The organism is Streptococcus sp. oral taxon 071 str. 73H25AP, from assembly GCF_000146755.1.
GTDB classification, from domain to species: domain Bacteria; phylum Bacillota; class Bacilli; order Lactobacillales; family Streptococcaceae; genus Streptococcus; species Streptococcus oralis_T.
In genome coordinates, this window is the sequence record NZ_GL397254.1 from 867,083 (window position 1) to 889,420 (window position 22,338).

At 38.7% G+C, this 22,338-nt stretch carries 21 protein-coding genes and 1 pseudogene; 4 read left to right on the top strand and 18 right to left on the bottom strand.

The genetic code is table 11. From position 1 onward, the window contains the following. Positions 1-16: 16 nt before the first annotated feature. The 3 genes and pseudogenes from nrdE (at position 17) to HMPREF9189_RS06515 (ending at position 4,246) form a co-directional block, all read left to right on the top strand. Positions 17-2,176, top strand: a pseudogene (nrdE, locus tag HMPREF9189_RS06505) (class 1b ribonucleoside-diphosphate reductase subunit alpha). Between the two features lie 194 nt (positions 2,177-2,370). Next, complete coding sequence (gene nrdF / locus HMPREF9189_RS06510; RefSeq protein WP_000451378.1) at positions 2,371-3,333, top strand: class 1b ribonucleoside-diphosphate reductase subunit beta; 963 nt, start codon at positions 2,371-2,373, stop codon at positions 3,331-3,333. 145 nt (positions 3,334-3,478) lie between these two features. Beyond that, positions 3,479-4,246 (top strand): DeoR/GlpR family DNA-binding transcription regulator, encoded by a 768-nt coding sequence (locus HMPREF9189_RS06515; RefSeq protein ID WP_000917591.1) that lies wholly within the window; start codon positions 3,479-3,481, stop codon positions 4,244-4,246. Positions 4,247-4,285: 39 nt separating this feature from the next. Here HMPREF9189_RS06515 and lacG read toward each other — a convergent pair whose 3' ends face one another. The 17 genes from lacG to HMPREF9189_RS06600 form a co-directional block, all read right to left on the bottom strand. Beyond that, a complete protein-coding gene (lacG, locus tag HMPREF9189_RS06520) occupies positions 4,286-5,692 on the bottom strand; it encodes a 6-phospho-beta-galactosidase (protein WP_000169301.1) in 1,407 nt (468 codons plus the stop codon). An 83-nt stretch (positions 5,693-5,775) separates the two neighbouring features. Next, positions 5,776-7,470 (bottom strand): lactose-specific PTS transporter subunit EIIC, encoded by a 1,695-nt coding sequence (locus HMPREF9189_RS06525; protein ID WP_001037312.1) that lies wholly within the window; start codon positions 7,468-7,470, stop codon positions 5,776-5,778. Further along, positions 7,470-7,787, bottom strand: a complete 318-nt coding sequence (locus HMPREF9189_RS06530; RefSeq protein ID WP_001078324.1) for a PTS lactose/cellobiose transporter subunit IIA — start codon at positions 7,785-7,787, stop codon at positions 7,470-7,472. Before HMPREF9189_RS06530 ends, HMPREF9189_RS06525 begins: the two co-directional genes overlap by 1 nt. A 35-nt stretch (positions 7,788-7,822) precedes the next feature. Continuing rightward, positions 7,823-8,659, bottom strand: coding sequence for a PRD domain-containing protein (locus HMPREF9189_RS06535; protein WP_000285741.1), 837 nt, complete (start codon positions 8,657-8,659; stop codon positions 7,823-7,825). 235 nt (positions 8,660-8,894) lie between these two features. Further along, positions 8,895-9,875 carry a tagatose-bisphosphate aldolase gene (gene lacD, locus HMPREF9189_RS06540; protein ID WP_001229129.1) on the bottom strand — a complete coding sequence of 327 codons (981 nt, stop codon included), beginning with the start codon at positions 9,873-9,875 and terminating at the stop codon, positions 8,895-8,897. A 1-nt stretch (position 9,876) separates the two neighbouring features. After that, entirely contained in the window at positions 9,877-10,806 is a 930-nt protein-coding gene (locus tag HMPREF9189_RS06545; protein WP_000604257.1) for a tagatose-6-phosphate kinase, read from the bottom strand. 10 nt (positions 10,807-10,816) lie between these two features. Next, positions 10,817-11,332, bottom strand: coding sequence for a galactose-6-phosphate isomerase subunit LacB (gene lacB, locus HMPREF9189_RS06550; RefSeq protein WP_001216921.1), 516 nt, complete (start codon positions 11,330-11,332; stop codon positions 10,817-10,819). A 30-nt stretch (positions 11,333-11,362) separates the two neighbouring features. Continuing rightward, the gene (gene lacA, locus HMPREF9189_RS06555) at positions 11,363-11,788 is read right to left on the bottom strand and encodes a galactose-6-phosphate isomerase subunit LacA (protein WP_000029277.1); all 426 of its coding nucleotides are present in this window, start codon (positions 11,786-11,788) and stop codon (positions 11,363-11,365) included. A 287-nt stretch (positions 11,789-12,075) separates the two neighbouring features. After that, positions 12,076-12,972 (bottom strand): aldose 1-epimerase family protein, encoded by an 897-nt coding sequence (locus HMPREF9189_RS12030; RefSeq protein ID WP_000234158.1) that lies wholly within the window; start codon positions 12,970-12,972, stop codon positions 12,076-12,078. Positions 12,973-13,079: 107 nt separating this feature from the next. Continuing rightward, positions 13,080-14,555: a PTS galactitol transporter subunit IIC gene (locus tag HMPREF9189_RS06565; protein ID WP_000382510.1), complete on the bottom strand. Its 1,476-nt coding sequence runs from the start codon at positions 14,553-14,555 to the stop codon at positions 13,080-13,082. Positions 14,556-14,609: 54 nt separating this feature from the next. After that, entirely contained in the window at positions 14,610-14,915 is a 306-nt protein-coding gene (locus HMPREF9189_RS06570; protein WP_000590551.1) for a PTS sugar transporter subunit IIB, read from the bottom strand. Between the two features lie 37 nt (positions 14,916-14,952). After that, on the bottom strand, positions 14,953-15,429 hold the full coding sequence (locus tag HMPREF9189_RS06575; RefSeq protein ID WP_000521983.1) for a PTS sugar transporter subunit IIA: 477 nt from the start codon (positions 15,427-15,429) through the stop codon (positions 14,953-14,955). Positions 15,430-15,619: 190 nt separating this feature from the next. After that, positions 15,620-16,309, bottom strand: coding sequence for a sugar phosphate nucleotidyltransferase (locus tag HMPREF9189_RS06580; protein WP_000643949.1), 690 nt, complete (start codon positions 16,307-16,309; stop codon positions 15,620-15,622). 11 nt (positions 16,310-16,320) lie between these two features. Beyond that, entirely contained in the window at positions 16,321-17,199 is an 879-nt protein-coding gene (locus HMPREF9189_RS06585) for a DMT family transporter (RefSeq protein ID WP_000791844.1), read from the bottom strand. A gap of 1 nt (position 17,200) precedes the next feature. After that, positions 17,201-18,058: a phosphotransferase family protein gene (locus HMPREF9189_RS06590; RefSeq protein ID WP_000413091.1), complete on the bottom strand. Its 858-nt coding sequence runs from the start codon at positions 18,056-18,058 to the stop codon at positions 17,201-17,203. Between the two features lie 16 nt (positions 18,059-18,074). Continuing rightward, the gene (locus tag HMPREF9189_RS06595) at positions 18,075-19,097 is read right to left on the bottom strand and encodes a ribitol-5-phosphate dehydrogenase (protein ID WP_000609904.1); all 1,023 of its coding nucleotides are present in this window, start codon (positions 19,095-19,097) and stop codon (positions 18,075-18,077) included. 4 nt (positions 19,098-19,101) lie between these two features. Then, positions 19,102-19,809 carry a 2-C-methyl-D-erythritol 4-phosphate cytidylyltransferase gene (locus HMPREF9189_RS06600; protein WP_000262370.1) on the bottom strand — a complete coding sequence of 236 codons (708 nt, stop codon included), beginning with the start codon at positions 19,807-19,809 and terminating at the stop codon, positions 19,102-19,104. A 422-nt stretch (positions 19,810-20,231) separates the two neighbouring features. Between HMPREF9189_RS06600 and HMPREF9189_RS06605 the strand changes: the two genes are divergently transcribed. After that, entirely contained in the window at positions 20,232-20,531 is a 300-nt protein-coding gene (locus HMPREF9189_RS06605; protein ID WP_000981516.1) for a YbaB/EbfC family nucleoid-associated protein, read from the top strand. A gap of 38 nt (positions 20,532-20,569) precedes the next feature. Here HMPREF9189_RS06605 and HMPREF9189_RS06610 read toward each other — a convergent pair whose 3' ends face one another. Next, positions 20,570-22,333, bottom strand: coding sequence for a glycerophosphoryl diester phosphodiesterase membrane domain-containing protein (locus HMPREF9189_RS06610; protein ID WP_000801711.1), 1,764 nt, complete (start codon positions 22,331-22,333; stop codon positions 20,570-20,572). Positions 22,334-22,338: the final 5 nt, after the last annotated feature.

Sequence of the window (22,338 nt, forward strand, 5' to 3'; positions counted from 1 at the left end):
AGATAAGGAAAATTTTATGGGATTAAAACATCTTGAAGACGTGACTTACTTCCGTCTCAATAACGAAATCAACCGTCCTGTCAATGGACAAATCATGCTTCATAAAGATAAGGAAGCCTTGGATGCTTTCTTTAAAGAAAATGTAGTTCCAAACACTATGGTTTTTGATTCAATTACTGATAAAATCAACTACCTTATTGAACATAACTACATCGAAACTGCATTTCTCAAGAAATACCGTCCAGAGTTTTTGGAAGAATTGCATCAATTTATCAAGGACCAAAACTTCCAATTCAAGTCGTTTATGGCAGCCTATAAGTTTTACAATCAATATGCCTTGAAGACTAATGACGGTGAATATTACCTTGAAAGCATGGAAGACCGTGTCTTCTTTAATGCACTTTATTTTGCTGACGGGGATGAAGCGATTGCAATTGATATTGCCAATGAAATCATCCACCAACGCTACCAACCAGCTACTCCTTCCTTTTTGAACGCAGGTCGTGCTCGTCGTGGGGAATTGGTATCTTGTTTCTTGATCCAAGTAACTGATGACATGAACTCTATCGGACGTTCTATCAACTCAGCCCTTCAACTTTCACGTATCGGTGGTGGTGTAGGAATTTCCCTCAGCAACCTTCGTGAAGCTGGAGCTCCTATCAAAGGCTATGAAGGAGCAGCTTCTGGTGTCGTACCAGTTATGAAGCTTTTTGAAGACAGCTTTTCTTACTCCAACCAATTGGGGCAACGTCAAGGTGCTGGGGTTGTCTACCTCAACGTCTTTCACCCAGATATCATCGCCTTCCTTTCCACTAAGAAAGAAAACGCTGATGAAAAAGTTCGTGTTAAGACTCTTTCACTCGGTGTTGTAGTACCCGATAAATTCTACGAATTGGCTCGAAAAAATGAAGAAATGTATCTCTTCAGCCCATACTCTGTAGAACTTGAATACGGTGTGCCATTCAACTACATCGATATCACTGAAAAATACGATGAATTAGTAGCAAATCCAAACATCCGCAAGACAAAAATCAAGGCGCGTGATTTGGAAACTGAAATTTCTAAATTGCAACAAGAGTCTGGTTACCCTTATGTAGTCAACATTGATACAGCCAACCGTGCAAATCCCGTTGATGGTAAGATTATCATGAGTAACTTGTGTTCTGAGATTCTTCAAGTTCAAGAACCAAGCTTGATCAACGATGCTCAAGAATTCCTTCAAATGGGAACAGACGTTTCATGTAACCTTGGATCAACAAACGTGGTCAACATGATGACTTAACCTGACTTTGGTCGTTCTATCCGCGCTATGGTTCGTGCCCTTACTTTCGTTACAGATAGTTCACACATCGTAGCTGTTCCTACTATCGATCACGGAAATAGTTTGGCTCACACCTTTGGTCTTGGTGCCATGGGACTTCATAGTTACCTTGCCCAACAACTGATTGAGTACGGATCACCTGAGTCAATTGAATTTACAAGCATCTACTTTATGCTTATGAACTACTGGACCTTGGTGGAATCAAACAATATAGCGCGCGAACGCGGTATCACCTTCCATAACTTTGAAAAATCAGACTATGCTAACGGAAGCTACTTTGACAAGTATGTGACAGGCGAGTTTGTTCCAAAATCAGACCGTGTTAAAGAACTCTTTAAAGATGTCTTTATTCCAAGCGCTGCTGACTGGGCTGAACTTCGCGAAAAGGTTCAAGCAGATGGTCTTTACCATCAAAACCGCCTTGCTGTAGCTCCAAATGGTTCTATCAGCTACATCAACGACGTTTCTGCTTCTATCCACCCTATTACACAACGCATTGAAGAACGCCAAGAGAAGAAAATTGGTAAAATCTACTACCCAGCTGCTGGTTTGTCAACAGAAACCATTCCATACTACACTTCTGCCTACGACATGGATATGCGTAAGGTAATCGATGTATACGCGGCTGCAACTGAACACGTGGACCAAGGACTTTCACTCACCCTCTTCATGCGTAGTGACATTCCAAAAGGTCTTTACGAATGGAAGAAAGAAAACAAACAAACGACACGTGACTTATCCATCCTTCGTAACTATGCCTTTAACAAGGGTATCAAGTCAATCTACTACGTCCGTACCTTTACAGACGACGGTGGAGAAGTTGGTGCTAACCAATGTGAAAGTTGTGTGATTTAATTTTTATCTGAGGCAACCACATTTTCTCAGACTACTGATTAAATTACCCGCCAGACAAAACTTGATAAGTATCTTAAATACTATGAAAAACCAAAAAGTCGGTCTTCCGACTTTTTGTGCGATACTCTTCTCAGACTATGATAAAATAGAGATGATTCGACAATCGCATTATTACATACAGAAAGAGATTTCAAATGGAAACTTACTACAAAGCCATTAACTGGAATGCCATCGAAGATGTCATCGACAAATCAACTTGGGAAAAGCTGACGGAGCAATTCTGGCTCGATACGCGTATCCCCTTGTCAAATGACCTAGACGACTGGAGAAAATTATCAAACAAAGAAAAAGACTTGGTAGGAAAAGTCTTTGGTGGTTTGACACTTTTGGATACCATGCAATCTGAAACAGGAGTTCAGGCGCTTCGTTCAGACATCCGTACACCGCATGAGGAAGCTGTTTTCAACAACATCCAATTTATGGAATCTGTCCACGCAAAATCTTACTCTTCTATCTTTTCAACCTTGAATACCAAGGCTGAAATTGAAGAAATCTTTGAATGGACCAACACTAATCCCTACCTACAAAGAAAAGCGGAAATTATCAATGAAATCTATCTCAATGGTAGCCCACTAGAAAAGAAAGTTGCCAGCGTTTTCCTTGAAACCTTCCTCTTCTACTCTGGTTTCTTTACACCACTCTACTATCTCGGTAACAACAAACTGGCCAACGTTGCGGAAATCATTAAACTAATCATCCGTGATGAGTCTGTTCACGGAACTTACATTGGTTACAAATTCCAACTTGGTTTCAATGAATTGCCTGAAGAAGAGCAAGAAAAACTTAAAGAATGGATGTACGATCTGCTCTATACCCTCTACGAGAACGAAGAAGGTTATACTGAAAGTCTCTATGACGGTGTTGGTTGGACCGAAGAAGTTAAAACCTTCCTTCGTTACAATGCCAATAAGGCCCTTATGAACCTAGGACAAGATCCTCTCTTCCCAGATTCAGCTGATGATGTCAATCCTATCGTCATGAACGGTATTTCAACAGGAACTTCTAACCACGACTTCTTCTCTCAAGTCGGAAATGGTTACCTCCTTGGTGAAGTTGAAGCCATGCAAGACGAGGATTACAACTACGGTTTAGACTAATTTGACCAATCATTCAAAATATCATGGTCTGTTTAAAACAACCATGGTATTTTTGTTTTTGTTTTTGTTTTATTTTGTTTTTTTCTATTTGATTGATTGAGCGTTTTATGGTAAGATAATAATAGTAGAAATCGAGGTGATAAGGATGCTAAAGCAAGAAAAGCTAGATAGTATTTTAGAAACAGTGAATACTAAAGGAACCATTACTGTAAAAGAGATTATGGAGAGTCTTGATGTATCAGATATGACTGCTCGTCGCTACTTACAAGAATTGGCAGATAAGGATTTGCTGGTTCGTGTGCATGGTGGTGCTGAAAAACTTCGTACAGGTTCTCTCTTAAACAACGAACGCTCAAACGTCGAAAAACAAGGCTTGCAGATTGCTGAAAAACAAGAAATTAGCCGTTTTGCAGGTCATTTGATTGACGAAGGTGAAACCATTTTTATCGGACCAGGAACAACCTTAGAATGTTTTGCTCGTGAGCTCCCTATCGATAATATTCGTGTTGTAACAAACAGTCTTCCAGTTTTTCTCATCCTAAACGAACGAAAACTAACAGATTTGATCTTGATTGGCGGAAATTATCGCTCTATCACTGGTGCTTTTGTAGGGACACTTACCTTACAGGATTTGACAAACCTTCAGTTTTCTAAGGCATTTGTTAGCTGTAATGGTATTAAGGATAAGGCAATTGCTACTTTCAGTGAAGAAGAGGGCGAGGTACAACGAATCGCCCTGAATAATGCCAATAAAAAATACTTACTGGCAGACCACAGTAAGTTTAATAAGTTTGATTTTTACACTTTTTACAATATCTCAGAGATTGATACCATCGTTTCAGATGCCAAACTGAGTCAGGAGACATTTGAAGATCTGTCGAAACAAACAACCATTCTTTTATCAAAACCATAAAAATTCCCCTGCCTTTTGGCGGGGAATTTTTGTTGAATTTTAATCAATAAGTTGTGTCTCAGCTAGTTTCTTGTACCAGTGAGCTGATTTCTTTGGATAGCGCTCCTGGGTTTCAAAATCAACATAGAAGAGGCCGTAACGCTTTTCGTAACCATTTGACCAAGAAAAGACATCCATCAGAGACCAGATAAAGTAGCCTTTGACATTGGCTCCATCAGAGATTGCATCTGCAATCACTTCCATATGTTTCTTAACATAATCAATCCGTCCATCATCGTAGACTGTCCCATCCACAAACTCATCTTTGTATCCGAGACCATTCTCTGTGATGTAGATTTTCTTGTAATTTGGGTAATCTTTCTTCACGCGCATGATTTGATCATACAAACCTTGAGGATAGATAATCCAGTCCCAGTCCGTACGTGGGACATAGTCAGGCGCCACTCGGCGTCCAACTCCCTTAATCTGATATTTAGAGCTTCCTTTTTCACCCTTACCATTGTGAATGATTTCTGTTTCTCCATCAAAGGCTTGCATCCAATCACTCATATAGTAGTTAATACCAAGGAAGTCATTCAGGTCTTTTGCAGCTTCTAGCACAGCGAAGTCTTCTTCACGCAGATCTAAACTTCCACCATTGACTGCTAAGATATGATTGACACCTTCCATGGTTTCTTCGGAATATCGTCCTAGATAAGTCGCATCCAAAATAAATTTATTGTGAATGATATCTTCTAACTCGGCTGCACGAACATCTGCTGGATTATCTGGATCCAGAGGATACTTAGTAGGCAGTGCATGAACCACACCAATTTCACCCTTATATCCCTTATCCTTGAAAAGTTTTACTGCACGCGCATGCGACACCATCATATTGTGATGAGATTGGAAGACTTTGGCAAGGTCGTACTGAATACCTGGAGGGAACTTCCCAACCAAATACTGACCATCCCCTATCGGCCCAATTTCATTAAAGGTTGTCCAAAAGTTAACTTCAGGAAATTCTTCAAAACAGAAGGCTGCATAATCCACAAAGTGATTAATGTTTTCTCTATTCAGGAAATCTCCGTTTGAATGAAGTGCTTCTGGCGTGTCAAAGTGATGAAGAGTCACGAAGGGCTCAACATGCCGTTTGTGGCACTCTGCAAATAGATTATGATAGAACTCAACCCCCTTGTCATTAACCTTCCCATAACCCGTTGGAAAGATACGTGACCAAGCGATTGAAATACGGATACCATTGACACCATACTCTTCTGCAAGTTTGAGGTCAACTGGGTATTTGTGATAGAAATCACTGGCTGGTTCAGCAGTGTACCAGTAGTTATCTTTGAGGTATTTGTCCCAGGCGACTGGCCCTTTACCATCAGTATGTGTAGCACCTTCTGCTTGGTAGGCTGCTGTTGCTCCGCCAAAAATAAAGTCTTTTGGAAGTGTTTTTGTCATTTGATTCACCTTTCAAGAAATAGAAATGAGATGGGGTATAGTTGGGAGGAGTTCCTCCATCTCACTTCTTCGCTATTTACATTTTATTCTTCGAACTGCGCTTGAACAAAGGCAAGAGCGCCTTTTCCATCGCGAGTCAGTTTAATGTATTGGCCACCTTCTGTCTTAGCAAGTTTGATACCAAGTTTGTCGGTTTCGGCCTTCATGTCTTCAAAGTTTGAAGCAACTTGAGGAGCAAGGATAACCAGATCAAACTCTGGCAACATTTCACGGTGAGCTCCATAGCCACCAGCTGCTGCTTTCACAGGAACCTTGTACTCTGCAGCTGCTTTGTTTAGAGCGTTTGCAAGGAGACCACTTGTACCTCCACCAGCACAGAGAACGAGAACATTTGTTTCTTCTGTGATTGTGTTTTGAGCTGCTTCTACACCTGCTTTTTCAAGAATAGCATCTGCTTTGGCAGTATTGAAGTTTGCAGCTACTTTTTCTTTTAATTCATCATTAACTTTACCAGAACGCTCTTCTTCAAGGATTTGTTCATCATAGACTTTAAGGAATGGATAGTAAATGACAATGTCAACAACGATTAGAAGGGCAGCAAGGATGAACGATAGAACTTGGAAGTTTGTACCGAGAACAATACCGAGCGGACCTGGTGTTGTCCAAGGAAGGTTGGCAGTAAATGAGTTCATGCCGAGCGTTTCAATGAAGAATTTAAAGATCCATACGTTGGCAATTGGCGCAAAGATGAAAGGAATAAAGAAGATTGGGTTCAAGACAAGCGGTGCACCAAACAGGATTGGTTCGTTCACACCGAAGAAGGTTGGTACTACTGACGCACGTCCGATTGCACGGTTTCGTTTCGATTTGGTCAACCACATGAACATGAATGGAACAACCAGTGTCGCACCAGTACCACCCATGGTAACGATAAACATTTGTGTACCAGAAGTAAGAATCTTGTCAGCGTGCATACCTTGTTGGAGAAGGTTCAAGTTGACTTCGGCATTTGCATAGGTAATAGCTGCGATTGCTGGCTCGACGATTGAAGGACCGTGGATACCAACAAACCAGAAGAAGGCAAAGGCACCAAAGATAATCGTAATACCTAGATAACCATCAGCAGCAGAGAATAATGGTGCAAAGAATTTACCGATTGATTCAGCTACGCTTGCACCAACAAAATGACGAGCTAGTAAATCAAGAGCATAAAGAGAAACCACTGATAGAGTGAATGGAATCACATCTTTAAAGACTTGTGAGATATTTGGTGGAACTTCGTCAGGCATACGAATAGTGACGTTGTTCTTAACACAAACCTTATAGATGGCTACAGTAACAAAGGCAGCAAGGAAGGCTGAAAGCAAACCTTTTGTCCCCAAGAATCCAGTAGCTAGGCCATTTTCGATAGGATCAGCTGCCAACATCAACAAACCAACAATTGCTGCCAACAATGTTGACATATAGTTGATTTGATTGGTTTTCTCCATGCTACGGTTTACTGAGTCGGTCAATGACTTAGCTGTTGTACCAGCTACCAAGAGAGCTAGAATCCCCATTGAATAGCTATAAGGTTTCATGAGGAGATTAACAACATCATCAGACCATTTAAAGCCCCATGAGTTTGGTACAAAAGCAATCAAGATAAAGATACTTGAGAAGAGAATAACAGGCATACCTGCAATGAAACCATCACGAATAGCACGAAGATAGATATTACGAGATAATTTCTCAAAGAAAGGTTTTCCTTTCTCAATAAATGCAATTAATTTATTCATTACTTAACTCCTCTCTTATAGAGTTCGATTAAATGGTGCATCAAATCTTTTAACAAGATAGTTGTCATCAAGTGGTCTTGGCCATGCATCATGGTTACACTATAAGCTAAGTCCTCACCTGAAGCTTCCTTAGTTAATAGACTTGTTTGCGCGTGGTGAGCCTCTGCAATGCAAGAACCAGCTTCCTCGACTAAGCTATCTGCTTTCGCAAAATCGCCAGCTTCAGCAGCCTTCAAGGCTTCCAATAGTTTTGAACGAGCATCGCCAGCATAGGCTACGATTTCAAAACCTAACAATGTTACTTCTTCTCTATTCATGATAGAATTCTCCTTATGTATTTTTAATTAAATTTTTATGACAATAAACGTTGGATATGTAGAACTAGATAAACTCGTTCACTTTTATACAGATCAAGACCCGTATGTTGCGTAATCACATCATAGATCTTGGAACCAATCTCGAACGCTTTTGGATAGGATTGTTTAATATGATCTTCCATATCCAGAAGTGATTGGTTATCATCTCTAGATCTGTCTAAATAATCCAAGAAATAATTCAAATGAATCATAAAACGATCATAGAAATGATTATTCTCTTTGGTTCGTTGAATTGCATAACCCTTTAGCACTTCTTCGACATTCCTGAGAATTTCTTTCCTCTTATCAATCGACTCCACAAGTTCCACTTCATTTTCACCTTCGGCATTGATGAAATGATAAGCAATCCGAATAATTTCATCCTCAGGGAAATGATCTGTCAACTTCTGACGATAGATTTCAAAGGCTTCCTTTGCGATTTGAAAAGCGACAGGATACTTAGTGGAAATATCTGGTAGATTGCTATCCTTGTACCTTCCTTGTGTTAGAGCTTGATAGGAACAGTAAATATGATCTGTCAAGGTCACATAGAGATATTCTTGAATCGGATAGTGATATTTCTTAGAAAGATTATCAATGATCTCGTAGGTCACTGTGATAAAATCAAGCGGAACATCTTTGAGAAGAGCCATAAAGTTTTCTCTGGACTCTTCGGTCTTCATCCGAAAAATTTTCTCAACCTGATTTTCAGCAATCAAATCCCCCTTCTTCTTTCCAAATGTAATCCCTTTACCAATTACAATCACCTCTTCTCCTTTATCATTTCTGACAAGTGAAACATTGTGATTCATTGGATTTAGAATTCGATACATGTCAACCTCCTTTTATATATTAAAGGTATATAAGTACAAAAAATGACCACAAATGAACTAGAAAATCCTTTGATTTCTAATCCACCTGTGATCATGCCTAATATTACTTAGTAACACTCACCTTGTATTAACTTGTGATTTAAGTATAGCACAAGTAAGTTATTTTGTAAACCTTTACATGTAACTTTTTTTAAAAATTTTTTTAGATTCATGTTCCTAAACTAGGAGAAAGATTTTACACGCGTTCTTTCCATGAAGTCGCTGTTGTTTGAAGAACCTTGTTGAGTTCGTCAATGTTCTCAAATCCAGTTGTACGCAACCACTCACGAGCTGCTGCTTCACCGTCTTTGATGTAGGCTTCAACTGATCCAGCCCATGTAGCACGGCCACAAAGAACTCCGTTGAAGTTTGCGCCTGATTCATGAGCAAATACAAGAGTATCTTGGAAAAGTTTAGCTGATACACCAGCACTCAAGTAGATGTATGGCAAGTTAGTCGCTTCATCTTGTGCTTTGAAGAAGGCTGCAGCTTCTTCACGTGTATATACTACTTCACCTTCAGCGAAGCCTTCAACATATTTAATGTTAACAGGAACTTCTACTTTCAAGACATCGATGTTAAAGCGTGGGTCTGAGAAGACCTTCATAGCACCAATAACCTTGTGTGGTTTTACTTTGGCGTATTCTGCAGAGCCAGCATCAGCGATTTTTTCATCGTAAGCCAAGATTTCAAGGAAGAATGGAATGTCTTCTGCCACACACTCAGAACCAATACGTTCGATGTAGGCTTGTTTTTCTTGGTTGAGTTCGTCAGCGCTGTCTACGTCATAGTAAAGCAAGAACTTCACAGCGTCTGCACCTTGCTCCTTGATACGTTTTGCAGACCAAACATCCAAGCAGTCAGGCAAGCGTTTGGTGCTTGTTGTATCGTAACCAGTTTTCTCATAAGCAAGGAGAAGACCAGCATTTGGATCAAGCGCTTTTGTAGCTGGAAGTCCATACTCTGGGTCAAGAAGCATAGAAGAAGCGTATTTAGTCAATTCATCTGCAACCAAGACTTTGAGTTCTTCCATTTGAGCTACTGTTGGCTCTTCCGTTTGGTATTGAGCCATGAGGCGTTTCAAAGCACCACGTTGGTCAAAGGCAAGAGCTGAAATGATTCCATTTTCATCTGAAAGTTTTTCTAAGCGTGCACGTTTTTGTTCTGTTAAAGCCATTTTATACCTCTTTTACTATTAATTGATCATATAGAGCTTGATAGTTGGTCATGTTGACATGACCAGTCATTTTTTCTTGAGCATTGAGCATACCAAGGACATTTGCCTTGATGAGGAGTTCTGCATCTGATTCTTTGTGAAGAAGACCTGAAGAAATTCCTGCAACAGTAGAATCTCCAGACCCGACAGGATTGACTACCTGAATTCTAGGAATATCTACCTTGTAGAAAGTATCACCATGTTTTGCAAAAGCACCATTTGCACCAAGTGAAACAATTATCCACTCAATCCCTGCAAATAAAGGCTCTTGAAGAACTTCTTTTAATTCATCCAAATCCTCAGAAACTTCTTTCCCAAGAAGCTGAGACAATTCTTCGTTATTTGGTTTGATTACTGTTGGTTTATGTGGTGATTCAAGAACCTCCTGAAGGGCAGCACCTGAGCAATCCAGAACAACTGGTTTTCCTGCGCGATTAGCAAGTTCTACTAAGCTCGCATAGTAATCAACTGGAAGACCTGCTGGCAGACTACCAGAGATAGCAACTACTTCCACAGTGTCAAGAAGATTTTCGAAATGAACCAAGAAATCTTGCCCTTCTTGTTCAAGAACTTCGGGACCTTTTTCAAGGATTTCTGTTTGGTTTTCACCGTGTAGAATAGCGATACAGTTACGAGTCTCTCCTTGAATGGAGAAGAAACGTTTCGTTACTTTATCGTCAATATGCTCTACTAAAAACTCACCAAGTTTACCACCGACCAAACCAGTAGCAGCAACAGAATCACCAAATTCTGAAAGAACTCGTGTAACATTGAGACCTTTACCACCAGCTGTCTTGGTCACGTCCACCACACGGTTGACAGTGTCAATTTTTAATTCATCCAAAGGATAAGAAATATCAATGGATGGATTCATTGTGACTGTTAAAATCATGCGTCACCTCTTAGTCGTGGTATTCACCGCGATCCCATTTTTCAAGGAATTCTGTAAAGAAGTTTGCATCTGCTTGATGAGCATTGTGAGTTTCAACGTGCTCAATTTTCGCAATCAATTTTTTGTTTTCTTCTGATGGTTTGTATTCAGCATTGATGAAAGCTTCAATGATGTCGCACATGAGCAATTCACCAGTGATTTTACCACCAAAACCAATAACGTTGGCATTCAATTGTTCTTTTGCATAAAGAGCTGTTGTCATATCACGAACCAAGGCAGAACGAACTCCTGGAACTTTATTTACAGCGTTGTTGATACCAACACCAGTACCACAGATACATACCCCAAGATCAGCTTGACCGCTTGTAACGGCTTCACCAACTTTTTTACCAAAGATTGGGTAGTGAGTACGTGTGTGGTCATAGGTACCAAAGTCGATGACTTCATATCCTTTTGATTTCAAAAATTCTGAAACCGCCATTTTTTCATCTGTTACGATGTGGTCACATCCAATTGCAATTCTCATTTTTAACTTACCTTTCTTACTGTAATCTAATTAGCACATTTTGTTCAACATATCCACACGAATTTGGTGACGTCCACCGTCGTATTTACCGTTAACAAAACCTTTAGCAATGTTTTTAGCCAATTCATCACCAACAAGTTGTGCACCCATAGTGATCATACGTGAGTTGTTGTGTCCACGAGTCATATAAGCTGAACGTTCGTCAGATACTTCTGCGGCAACCATTCCTTTGATTTTTGTTGCGACCATGAATGGACCAGCACCATAAGCATCAATCACGATACCAAGATTTTGTTCTTCTTTGTTTACTTCTGCAGCAACAGCAAGAGTCACATCAACAAAATCTTGACCTTCAGCTGTAACATCCACAACGTGGAAGTTTTCTTTTTCCAAGAAGTCTTTCACAACTTCTTTCAATCTCAAACCTGCAGCATCTGCACCGATAACAATAGACATATTGTTTACTCCTTTTTATTTTTCTAGGCTAGTAAAGACTTTTATAGTTAGCAGTTTACCTACAAAAGACTTTCTAGCAGTTTATTGACAAATTTGATTGAATGAGATGATTTACACCTTATCCAAGTCCAGGAAATCAAGTTCCTAGAAACAAACTTTCTCTGCGAAAGAGAATATAACAAGTGATTATTTGTTTGTTGCAAACATCATTTGTTGCTTACAAACATAATATACTCCTATTTATAGAAAAAGTCAACAATAAATGTTTGTTTTTGTGGTTTTTTTATCTAAAATATTTCAATATCAAAGCCAATTTGGTCTACTTGACCGGGTTCCAAGAGACGAACGTTTTTCTTATCTTCTAAATGATCTCCTTCTTCAAGAGATGTAGATAATCCAGACCAAGGTTCAAATGCAATGAATGGTCCCTTATTCAAAGTTGACCAAATGATGAGATTTGAAAACTCTTGGAAGTGTACTTTTAATCCCTTCTCATGTTTACGAGAACGAAGAGAAATTGTTCTGGATTGCAACTCATCTAAAGTCACTGCATCAACACTAAACAGATCGTAACTGAGATCCACTTCCTTTTGTGAATCCAACCATGGACTTCTATCTTGGAAGTCTAAGAGTCCAGTTTCTGGGAAAGGACGTGGAACAGAGCAAGTCTCTTCCTTCTCAAACTCTAAATAGTAGTCTTCATAAGTTTCGCCATCTAGAAGAGGGCAATTAAACCCTGGATGTCCTCCTATAAAGAATGGCATTACTTTATTAGTTTCTCTATTGAAGACTTTGTATTGGGTACGAACGGTCTTGCCAGTCACTAGATAAGTGATTTCAAGGCGGAAATGATAAGGATAGTTTTGATAAGTATTCTCATCATCTTCGATAGCAAAGGTTACACTGTTTTCTGTTTGATCAACTAATTCAAATTCTTTTTTACGGACCAAACCATGGCGAGGAATGTTTCCTTTCGTTTCCGTTCCATCCGCATGACTATAGATTGCTGTATCTTCTCTTAAAGAGCCGCAGATTGGAAAAAGTACTGGGGCTTGTCCACTCCAGTAAGTGGCATCTCCTTGCCACAAATACTCAATTCCTTCTCGGTCCTTGATTGACGACAAGGCGCCACCTAAAGTTTTAAACTGGACCGTTAACTGGTCTGATTTGATTTCAATTACCATAATGTTCTCCAACTATTTTTAGATATTTATATAAAAAACTAGGTTGCCACTCCCAATGTAGGAAATTAACAACCTAGTTCTCACAATTTACATTTTATAGGAGCGAATTATTTAGCATTTGCTGCGTATTCTTCGTTACGTTTGATCATTTGTTTTCTATACCAAGCAAAGATACCTACATAGAATACAAGGAAGACTACTGCGCCAAGGATTGCTTTAATATCACCTGTTGTGGCATTACCAATTGCCCAACCAAGAAGTTTTTCGATTGGTCCTTCAAGAGTTGAGTGAGTAATCAATTGAGTTTGACTCACACCTTCTGGGAAGGCACCCACACCTTTAGCAAGTTCAGTTGCAAATGGTGCAATAAGTGTACCAGAAAGAAGGAAGAGAGGCAACAAGAGTGTTCCGAAGATAATCATACGGAGCAATTTACCACGTGTAACAACCAAGAGAGCTGGAGTTACACCCATAGCGATGATACCTGCAAGTGGCAAGATACCATTACCGACGTTTGAAAGAAGCACAGCTTCTACTAGCATGATTGGAGCAAGTACGTTTGCACAAGCCCAGATTTCAGCACGACCAGCGATGAAAGGCCAGTCAAGACCGATGTTGAATTTACGTCCTTGAAGACGTTTAGTAGCAACGTTTGTAATACCTTGTGAAAGTGGTTCTACGGCTGCGATGAACCAAGATCCGATAAGTGAGAAGAGCTCCAAGCAGACACCGGCAGTCAAACCAAGGCTCAACCAACCTTTAATAACAAGTTCCCATTTATCAGCTCCTTCTACACCTGCAACTGGGTGTGGAGTACCCATCAAACCAATAACGATACCAAGAATGAAACCGATGAAGAATTTAGATCCCCAGAAACCGATTTTCTTGTTCAATTTTGCAGCGTCAAAGTCGTATTTATCAAGACCTGGCAATACTTTATCAAAGATCTTATCCAAAACCATGATAACTGGGTTCATCATGTAGTTCATGTGAGTTGAAGTCATTGGTGATGAACTTGGTGCATTAAGAAGGTCGTCGAATGTTGGTTTCATCAAGTCAGAGTTGATGATTTTCAAAACACCTACAAGGACAACTGCTGCAGTTGCGATGAAAAGTGAAACTCCTTGGCTAACACCATTGTTGTCTGCATACCATTTGATCAAAAGACCAGTGATTGACAAGTGCCAGATATCAAAGATATCAACGTCAAGTGTGTCCGTTTTCTTCATTGCAAGCATCACAACGTTGACAATCAGCATTACAAGCAAGAAGTAAAGTGTCCATGCAGAACCCCAAGTAATCGTAGCAAGTGGTGCCCAACCAACGTCAGTGATGTTCAACTGAATACCAGTATTTTCAACGAATTTCGCAAGTGAAGCTGAGAAAGCTCCGTTGAGCATACCAATGATAGCACCGATACCAGTAAGGGCGATGGCAAGTTTGATACCACCTTCAAGCGCTTTGGAGAATTTCACTCCAAATAGTAAGGCCAATACTGTCAAGATGATCAGCATGATGATAGGACCACCCATTTCCAAGACTGGCTTGAAAATCTTATTGGCTAGTTCGATAATGACATCCATAATAGTTCCTCCCGTTTTTTTAGTTATATGAATGTTAACAAGATAAAGAATAAATTAGCTTAGTCCGTGTTCTTTGATAGCTGCTTCAATATTGTCAAATACTGGAGCGCTCATCGCTGGAATACGGAACAAGATTGGTCCAGCTTCAATTACTGGAATACCAGGTTCAAAACCAAGGTCAGTTGCAGCGATTGGTGTAAAGATATCGTAGCCCTTGATAAGGTCTTCGTTTACATCTTTCACCATGACTGCATCACAGTGAACATCATAACCACGGTTTGAAAGTTCTTCTTCTAGGGCACTTTTAATTTGGTGACTTGAGTTAACACCTGCACCGCAGGCAGCAAGAATTTTAATCATTTGGATTTCCTCCGATTTTATTTTTTAATAGACAAGATTAAGCTGTTGCTTCAGCAATATAAGCATAAAGTTTTTCTGGTTCAGAAATTTTTGATAGATCTTCTAGATGATCCTTCCCTGTAAAGAAATCCATCAACTGAGCCAGAATATTTGTTTGACTTGAACTTGAATTGTTAATGATAAAGAAGAGCAGTGAAACTTCAACCTCTCTATCAGGAGCAATCATATTGTGAAAAGTTACTGGTTTTTCTAATCGAACAACCACTACTTTCTCAGCTAGATTATGAACAATATCTGTATGAGGAATCGCTACATTTGGCAAATCCTTTCCTAGAAATTCCATATCTAAGCCAGTTGGAAATGACTTCTCACGCGCGATCAAGGCTTCACGATAAGTTGGAGTAACGATTTCTCGTTCTTCCAATAAGGTTGCCACCTGATTAAAAAGTTGTTCTTGATTATCCGCTTCTAAGCAAAACACCAGGTTTTTGTCAAAGAAATGATCTAATCCCATAACCTTTTCCCTTCTTTCAATTATCTTTTATGGTATAAGTATAACACTATATGAAATCGTTGTCAATATTTTTTGTTTCATTTTGTTCATTTTTTTGTAATTTTTGTTTTGTTTAAAGAATATAATCAATATCAAACATTTCTGTTTTAAAATCTACATAAAAAGAAGGCTCAAGCCTTCTTCTCTTTCCTTACTCAATAGTAGATAAAATCTCTTCTAACTTATGGTAATCTTTTACACTATCAATTTCATAAATGCTATTGTCTTCTAATTCTTCAACATACACATCTAATTCTTTGATATTATCCTTAACCATATTGTCCCAGTAGAGATCCACAAATTCACCACTTGCATATGCTTTGTCAATAAAGCCAACAATCTTCTCTGCAGTTGGAGCATCCCAGAAAGATACACCACTCAAAATACGGCCTGCCTTACTGTCAACAATGATATCTTGAACCTTATAGTCATCACCATAAACTAGGAACCATTCGTTTGTACAGTCTTCACGATAAACGCTAAAATAGGTAGAACGTTTAAGATCGTTTCGAAACATATTTTTGAAAAGATAGTTATCTGCATCGATGACGTAACTGTTAGCCAAGTCTTCTTTTACTAGATAAAGTGAATAGAAGTTATTGTAATCTGCGTACTTGTCATTAAAGACTAAACGGACACCATATTTTTCTTTTAGGTAGTCAAATTGTTCTTTGAGGTAACCGACAACGATGATAATCTCATCAATTCCACGCTCTTTCAAAAATTCAATTTGGTATTCTACCAAAGGTTTTTGGTTGACCTTAACCAAGGCTTTAGGGGTATTTTCAGTCATAGGGCGCAGACGAGTTCCTAAGCCCGCTGCCAAAATAATCGCTTTCACACGAATCTCCTTTATTCTTTAATAATAATATAAACACCAGCCATAACAATAAGTGAAGTGATAATTGTCAGCATATCTAGAGGTGCACCCAAGAAAATAACTGCAAATAAGACAGTCCAGACTACATAGCTCACATTCAAACCTGTCGCTTTTGCAGGTTGTAAACGGTTGATAGCAATATAGTAGGCTAAGTATGAAATCATATTACATGCTGCAAAGACTAACATCAAACCGAGCAATTGCCCATCTGCTACTTCTGCAAATGAATGGTGAGAAAAGAGCACAATCACAAGATAGGACAAGAATGAGGTTACTTGTCGGATTAATAGTGCTTCGATTTCACTCAAGTCACTTTCCATAGCATAGGAGCTGAGAACACTTTCACTCCCCCAGGCAATGGCACAGACAAGGGCACAAAGAATTCCAATGTAAAACGAGTTAACTTGTTCAACCTTGTAGGTTTGAGCAATGATCGCTGCAATAATCAAGAAAACACCGAATACTGTATTCTTTGAAACCTTGTGTTTCAAAATGAAGAAGGCTAGTAAAACTGAAACTGCTGGGTAAATAGCCGATACAGATGAAGCTAGAGAACTACCAATATATTTAACCGCATAAAGATTGGCCTGCATACCAATAGGTCCTGCTAGTAAAGCACCGATAATTACACTCACATTTCGAATATTTAAGAAAATCGAAAGACGAACTTTTCTTTCTTTTACCAAAAGAAAAGCTAACAAGATAAAGATACTCAAGAAATCATGAGCAGCAGCCACAACAAAAGGCGAAAGATTTGTAAAAATTGAAAAGATATAAGCACTAATTGTTAGACCTAATCCCCAGAAAATACCAGAGAGCAGACCAAAAGAAACACCATTTTTATTCTTCATCCTAACCTCCATAATAAGTCAAACCTTCGACAGCTCTTTGGTAACGGTTGATACCATAATCTCCAAAATCAGCCCCTTGAGCTTCTTTATAGACTGTCCACAAACTCCAGATAGAATCTTGCAAGATTTTATAGATACGAATCTTCTCACGAGATACTGGAGTTTTGTCACTTTCATAATAAGCAAGGAAATCTTCTTCTTCCTGATTTGTAAAGTCAGACTCCAAAAATAGAGCTGCCAGATCCCACATTGGATCATTCATGGAAGAGTATTCCCAGTCAATCAAATACAAGCGACCTTGTGGTGACTCGATAAAGTTTTCTGGTACCAAATCGATATGACAGGATTTTCTATCAACACCCAAATCAGCCAATCTTTTCTCTAGCAAGAATACTTCTTTTCTCACAGCTTCATAGTTTTCATAGGGGATAGGTCCCTCAATCAAGGATTCATATTTGCTGATTTCCTCAAAAGGAGCAAACTCTCCTCTTAATTCTTTCCCTGAAGCGTGGATGGTTTGTAAAATTAGTGCAATCTTTTCAAACTTGGACTTGATAGATATTGAATCAAGAGTTACTGCCGATTCGATGTATTCATTTACTTTAATCCCTGACTCAATATCAAAGAGGTAATTTTTGACATCTAAATCTAAATCCTCTAAAAGTTCAAGATTGTACTTTTCATTTTGACGATTGATGAGTTTTTCAGTCCCTTTACCAAAAAATTTCACAATATACTGTTTGTTGGTTGTTTTGACCAAATAGTTTTGGTTGGTCATGCCTCCAAGCTGTTCAACACTGAGTACTTGCTCTTCTTCAGATAGTAAAGAAGAAATTTTTTCTTTGATGAGTTTCTCCACAATTAACCTCCATCTTCTATACTTCCCACTTAAATACTGTTTTAAAAGCAGTATTAAGGTCTGTAGCAAAGACACGGTGAATGTCCTTGATTTCTCTCACGGGTTCTTCAACATAAAGGATATTCTTAAGACGATTCGCAAACTTTTTAACTTCCATCATTTGAATGGCCTTTTCAAAATCGACGCGTCCTGAACGAGACGATCCCACTAATAACAATCCTTTTTCCAAAGCATCTCGTGTATTGATATTAACCTTGTATTCGCTTACTCCCATCATGAGAATCGTTCCCTGTGGACGAATATAACGAATCAAGTCATTGATAGCTGGACCTGTACCATCACCACCGCAACACTCAAATCCATGATCAAAGGTCAAATCCTCTGGGATATTATCCGTAATGTAGCACTCTTTTGCAAAAGAGAAGAGCTCCAGCTTTTCCCAATGGCGACCAATGACGATAATCTCTGCTTCTGGCAAGGTATAATTGATAATATTTGCAACCACAAAGGCCAAACTACCATCTCCGATAACAGCGATGCGCTCTCGGTTGCTATGAGCGAGATGCAAGAAACGATCCATGGCATGCATACCAACACTTACAAACTCGGTAATGGTGGCAACAGTGTCCTCAATGTCATTATAAGAAACAACTCGGTCTTTGGGAAGAGAGACAAATTCTCGCATAAAGCCATCATAACCACTAGATAGGAAGTAGGTCCCTGTCATGTAGTTCTCGTAGAACTCCTTGTCACTCTGCATAGGCGGTTGATTTGGAATCATAACTACCTTTTGACCGACCTCATAAGTCCCAGTTGGATCTGAAATAACAGTTCCACAAGACTCGTGAATCATAGCCATAGGAAGCTTTTTAGCCAATATCTTTGGATCTCGTTTCCCTTGATAGTAACGTTGATCTGCATGACAAACCGCCATATAATTTGGACGAATAAGGATATGATTCTCTTGATCAATGTCCTCTTCTTGGTATTTTACATTGATAAACTTTGGTTTTGTCAGTTGATAAATTTGATTAATCATAGCCTTAGTCTTTCTCAATCATGCTTTTCGCGATTTTCAAATCTGTTACAGTTGTGATTTTAAGGTTTGAATACTCACCTTTGGCTAAGGCAACATCCTTCCCTTTGATAACAAAAATCTTACATGCATCCGTTAGGATTTCCTTTTCTTGATCAGATAGGGAACCATACAAATCCATGAAATCCTTGCAACGGAAAGTCTGAGGTGTTTGACCTTGATAGAGGTGAGCACGATTTGGAATATCCGTGATAAACTGACCATTGGTACTTTCAACAATGGTATCAACCGCTTCTACTACTGTGTCAACCGCATCATGATTTTGGGCGAGTTTGATATTGTCCTGGATCATGCGAAGTGTGATAAAAGGACGAACAGAGTCATGGGTAATCACGATATCTTCTGGAGTGATTGGACGGTAGGCATTAATGGCTTCTATAATCTTCTCAATACTGGTATTGCGATCAGCACCACCCTTGGTAATGATGATGCGATCCTTGTGAAGAGAAAGATACTTGTCAACTAGGTCCTCAGCGTGTGACACCCAGTCTCCATGAACTCCAACTACAATTTTTTCAATACTTGGTTCCAAAACAAATTTTTCGATTGTGTGGATCAAAATAGGTCGATCACCCAACTCCAAGAATTGTTTTGGTAAATTACTGATTCCCATGCGTGTGCCAGTTCCTCCGGCTAGGATTCCTGCATAGACCATTTATATTCTCCTTTAGTTTATTCTAAAAAACTCATTACTATCTATTATATCACAATATATGCCTATCATGAAGAAAAGATAAAGAACCACCATGTGAATCGGCTCATTATTAGGATGAAAAATGAACAATATTCAACAAAGTCTGAAAAATTATAATAAATTAAGAAATAAATTTAGGTTATTCTCTATACCCCTCATTCAACGTTCGGTTAATATATAGTTCTTTAGAATATAATAGAAACCTTAAATAAAACTTAAACATATTTTTAGAAATACAAGAAAAAGCTAGGAAAATTGTGGCATCCATTTTTGTAAATTTAAGAAAGCAATCTCTACGATGTTTTAAACTATTGTTAGACTTTTGCTCCTAAAGTTGGTAAAATAAAAAAGAAAATAATAGAAAAAGGAAACTATAAACCGCTATGATGAACATGCAGAACATGATGCGCCAAGCACAAAAACTTCAAAAACAAATGGAACAAAGTCAAGCAGAACTCGCTGCCATGGAATTTGTTGGAAAATCAGCTCAAGACCTTGTCCAAGCAACTCTAACTGGTGATAAGAAAGTGGTCAGCATTGACTTTAATCCAGCAGTTGTAGATCCAGAAGATCTTGAAACCCTTTCTGACATGACTGTTCAAGCGATTAACGCTGCACTTGAACAAATTGATGAAACGACTAAGAAGAAACTCGGTGCTTTCGCTGGAAAATTGCCTTTCTAATCCACAAAAAAAGAGAAACATCTGTTTCTCTTTTTTTCTTAGAAATCAAAGAATTCCATTGCTTTCTTTAAGAGTAATTCCGTGTATTCCGGATCATCTTGAGCCATTGTGACTTGTGACTGGACCATTTCAAGATCATCCGTTATCATTCCATCTGCTCCAAGTCTGACTGCCTTATCAAAGGACTCAGAACTATTCACAGTCCAAACATATAGTTTCTGATCTGTTGTCCAAAGTTTATTGACAAAGTATTCATCCAAAGTTGAATATTCCATGGTATAACCAGTCGCCTTGGTTCTCGGAAACACACTATTATATGGCAGAATGAAGTACACTGGAATTTCAGGATCGTAAGCCAAGACCTTATCAATCACATGATAGTCTAGTGACTGCATCTGGTGGCCATATTTCTTGATCGTCGTTCCATACTTTTCAAGGAAATGGTCCATCATTTGTGGGCTATCTTTTTTACTGGTTTTAATCTCAATCAACAATTTTTGGTTTAAAGCATTTGCTCGCTCTAAATAGGCATCAAAACTTGAAATCTTTGTTTGATAACCATTCTCGTAAATATCTGTATTTGTTAATTCATCCAGAGTTAAGTCTTGCGGTGTAGCATTAATTCTTGCTAGCGATTTAAGGTTAGCATCGTGCATCATCACGAACTGACCGTCTTTCGTTTCCTGAACATCCATTTCAATGAGATCTGGTTTTAGTTGAGCTGTTTTTTCCAAAGACTGCACAGTATTTTGAACACCATTTTTATTACTTACTCCTCTGTGCGAAATCACTAAAGGTGTATTGGTATCCGGAGACTCCAAATAGATGTAACCTTCTAAAGCAAAGAAGATACTTGCACACCCCATGACTCCCCACCTCATCAAATGGTCTTTCTTTCGCCTTGGCATGATCTCCAACTCTTCTCCTGTCAGGAAGGAAACAAACTTCACTAGGAAATAAGTCAGAGTCATGTAATGGAGGTTTTTAATCAAGATAAAATTAATCACACCAAGAATCAAGGATTCTTTTTGAGTAAAATTATCCATTACCGCCTGAGCAAAGAGCAAGGGAATTAACAAAACAAAGAAGAAGAGATAGGTTTTAATGATAATGAGTAGGAGATGCCAAGAGAAGAAAAGGACGTTTTTCTTCGTCTTTTGGAGACTATATTTCACACTTTCTCTTACTGTCTTTCTTTCAAAGAGAATCTTAGGAAGGGCAAACATGAAGCGAACAGAAATGTAGAGAAAGATCCAAGCGGATGCTATGATCAACAGCCCTACCAGCCAGTTCTTATCTTCTAGGTATGTAACGATAAAATCAGGAATAATAATCTTATTGAGATAGTAGATTTTTAAAATTTTCCTAATAAAAGGAAAAAGCAGAGCTACATAAAAGAAGACAAAGGCCATCTTACAAAAGCTCAATCGTTTGACAAATAGAAAACTCTGGTGAAAGACTTTTCGACTATATTCAATCAGGGTTCTCTTTTCATGGTAGAGAAGGTGACGCGCCCCAATGAACAAAAGACAGATTTGAAAATAAGCCACTAAAAGATTGATTACTATTAAAATGAGAAAGGCTAAACTGACAAAAGGCGAGCCTTGTATAATCGCCCAAAAGTTATTGTAGGAGATAAACAAGTAACCTGTTTGTCTTAGAAGTATGCCAGCTATCCATGAATTCAATGGCAACCAAACAAACTCTACCATCATGAAAATCAAGAAAAATAGAAATAGTATTTTATCTAGGTTATAGTATATCTTCCTAAAACCTAGCTTTTTAGGTTTTTCAGGTTTCATAGGCA

Bases quoted from the DNA above. Each gene is read 5' to 3' on its own strand.
- nrdF (WP_000451378.1), top strand. From the start codon at position 2,371: ATGGAAACTTACTACAAAGCCATTAACTGGAATGCCATCGAAGATGTC.
- HMPREF9189_RS06515 (WP_000917591.1), top strand. From the start codon at position 3,479: ATGCTAAAGCAAGAAAAGCTAGATAGTATTTTAGAAACAGTGAATACT.
- lacG (WP_000169301.1), bottom strand. From the start codon at position 5,692: ATGACAAAAACACTTCCAAAAGACTTTATTTTTGGCGGAGCAACAGCA.
- HMPREF9189_RS06525 (WP_001037312.1), bottom strand. From the start codon at position 7,470: ATGAATAAATTAATTGCATTTATTGAGAAAGGAAAACCTTTCTTTGAG.
- HMPREF9189_RS06530 (WP_001078324.1), bottom strand. From the start codon at position 7,787: ATGAATAGAGAAGAAGTAACATTGTTAGGTTTTGAAATCGTAGCCTAT.
- HMPREF9189_RS06535 (WP_000285741.1), bottom strand. From the start codon at position 8,659: ATGTATCGAATTCTAAATCCAATGAATCACAATGTTTCACTTGTCAGA.
- lacD (WP_001229129.1), bottom strand. From the start codon at position 9,875: ATGGCTTTAACAGAACAAAAACGTGCACGCTTAGAAAAACTTTCAGAT.
- HMPREF9189_RS06545 (WP_000604257.1), bottom strand. From the start codon at position 10,806: ATGATTTTAACAGTCACAATGAATCCATCCATTGATATTTCTTATCCT.
- lacB (WP_001216921.1), bottom strand. From the start codon at position 11,332: ATGAGAATTGCAATTGGATGTGACCACATCGTAACAGATGAAAAAATG.
- lacA (WP_000029277.1), bottom strand. From the start codon at position 11,788: ATGTCTATTGTTATCGGTGCAGATGCTGCAGGTTTGAGATTGAAAGAA.
- HMPREF9189_RS12030 (WP_000234158.1), bottom strand. From the start codon at position 12,972: ATGGTAATTGAAATCAAATCAGACCAGTTAACGGTCCAGTTTAAAACT.
- HMPREF9189_RS06565 (WP_000382510.1), bottom strand. From the start codon at position 14,555: ATGGATGTCATTATCGAACTAGCCAATAAGATTTTCAAGCCAGTCTTG.
- HMPREF9189_RS06570 (WP_000590551.1), bottom strand. From the start codon at position 14,915: ATGATTAAAATTCTTGCTGCCTGCGGTGCAGGTGTTAACTCAAGTCAC.
- HMPREF9189_RS06575 (WP_000521983.1), bottom strand. From the start codon at position 15,429: ATGGGATTAGATCATTTCTTTGACAAAAACCTGGTGTTTTGCTTAGAA.
- HMPREF9189_RS06585 (WP_000791844.1), bottom strand. From the start codon at position 17,199: ATGAAGAATAAAAATGGTGTTTCTTTTGGTCTGCTCTCTGGTATTTTC.
- HMPREF9189_RS06595 (WP_000609904.1), bottom strand. From the start codon at position 19,097: ATGATTAATCAAATTTATCAACTGACAAAACCAAAGTTTATCAATGTA.
- HMPREF9189_RS06600 (WP_000262370.1), bottom strand. From the start codon at position 19,809: ATGGTCTATGCAGGAATCCTAGCCGGAGGAACTGGCACACGCATGGGA.
- HMPREF9189_RS06605 (WP_000981516.1), top strand. From the start codon at position 20,232: ATGATGAACATGCAGAACATGATGCGCCAAGCACAAAAACTTCAAAAA.
- HMPREF9189_RS06610 (WP_000801711.1), bottom strand. From the start codon at position 22,333: ATGAAACCTGAAAAACCTAAAAAGCTAGGTTTTAGGAAGATATACTAT.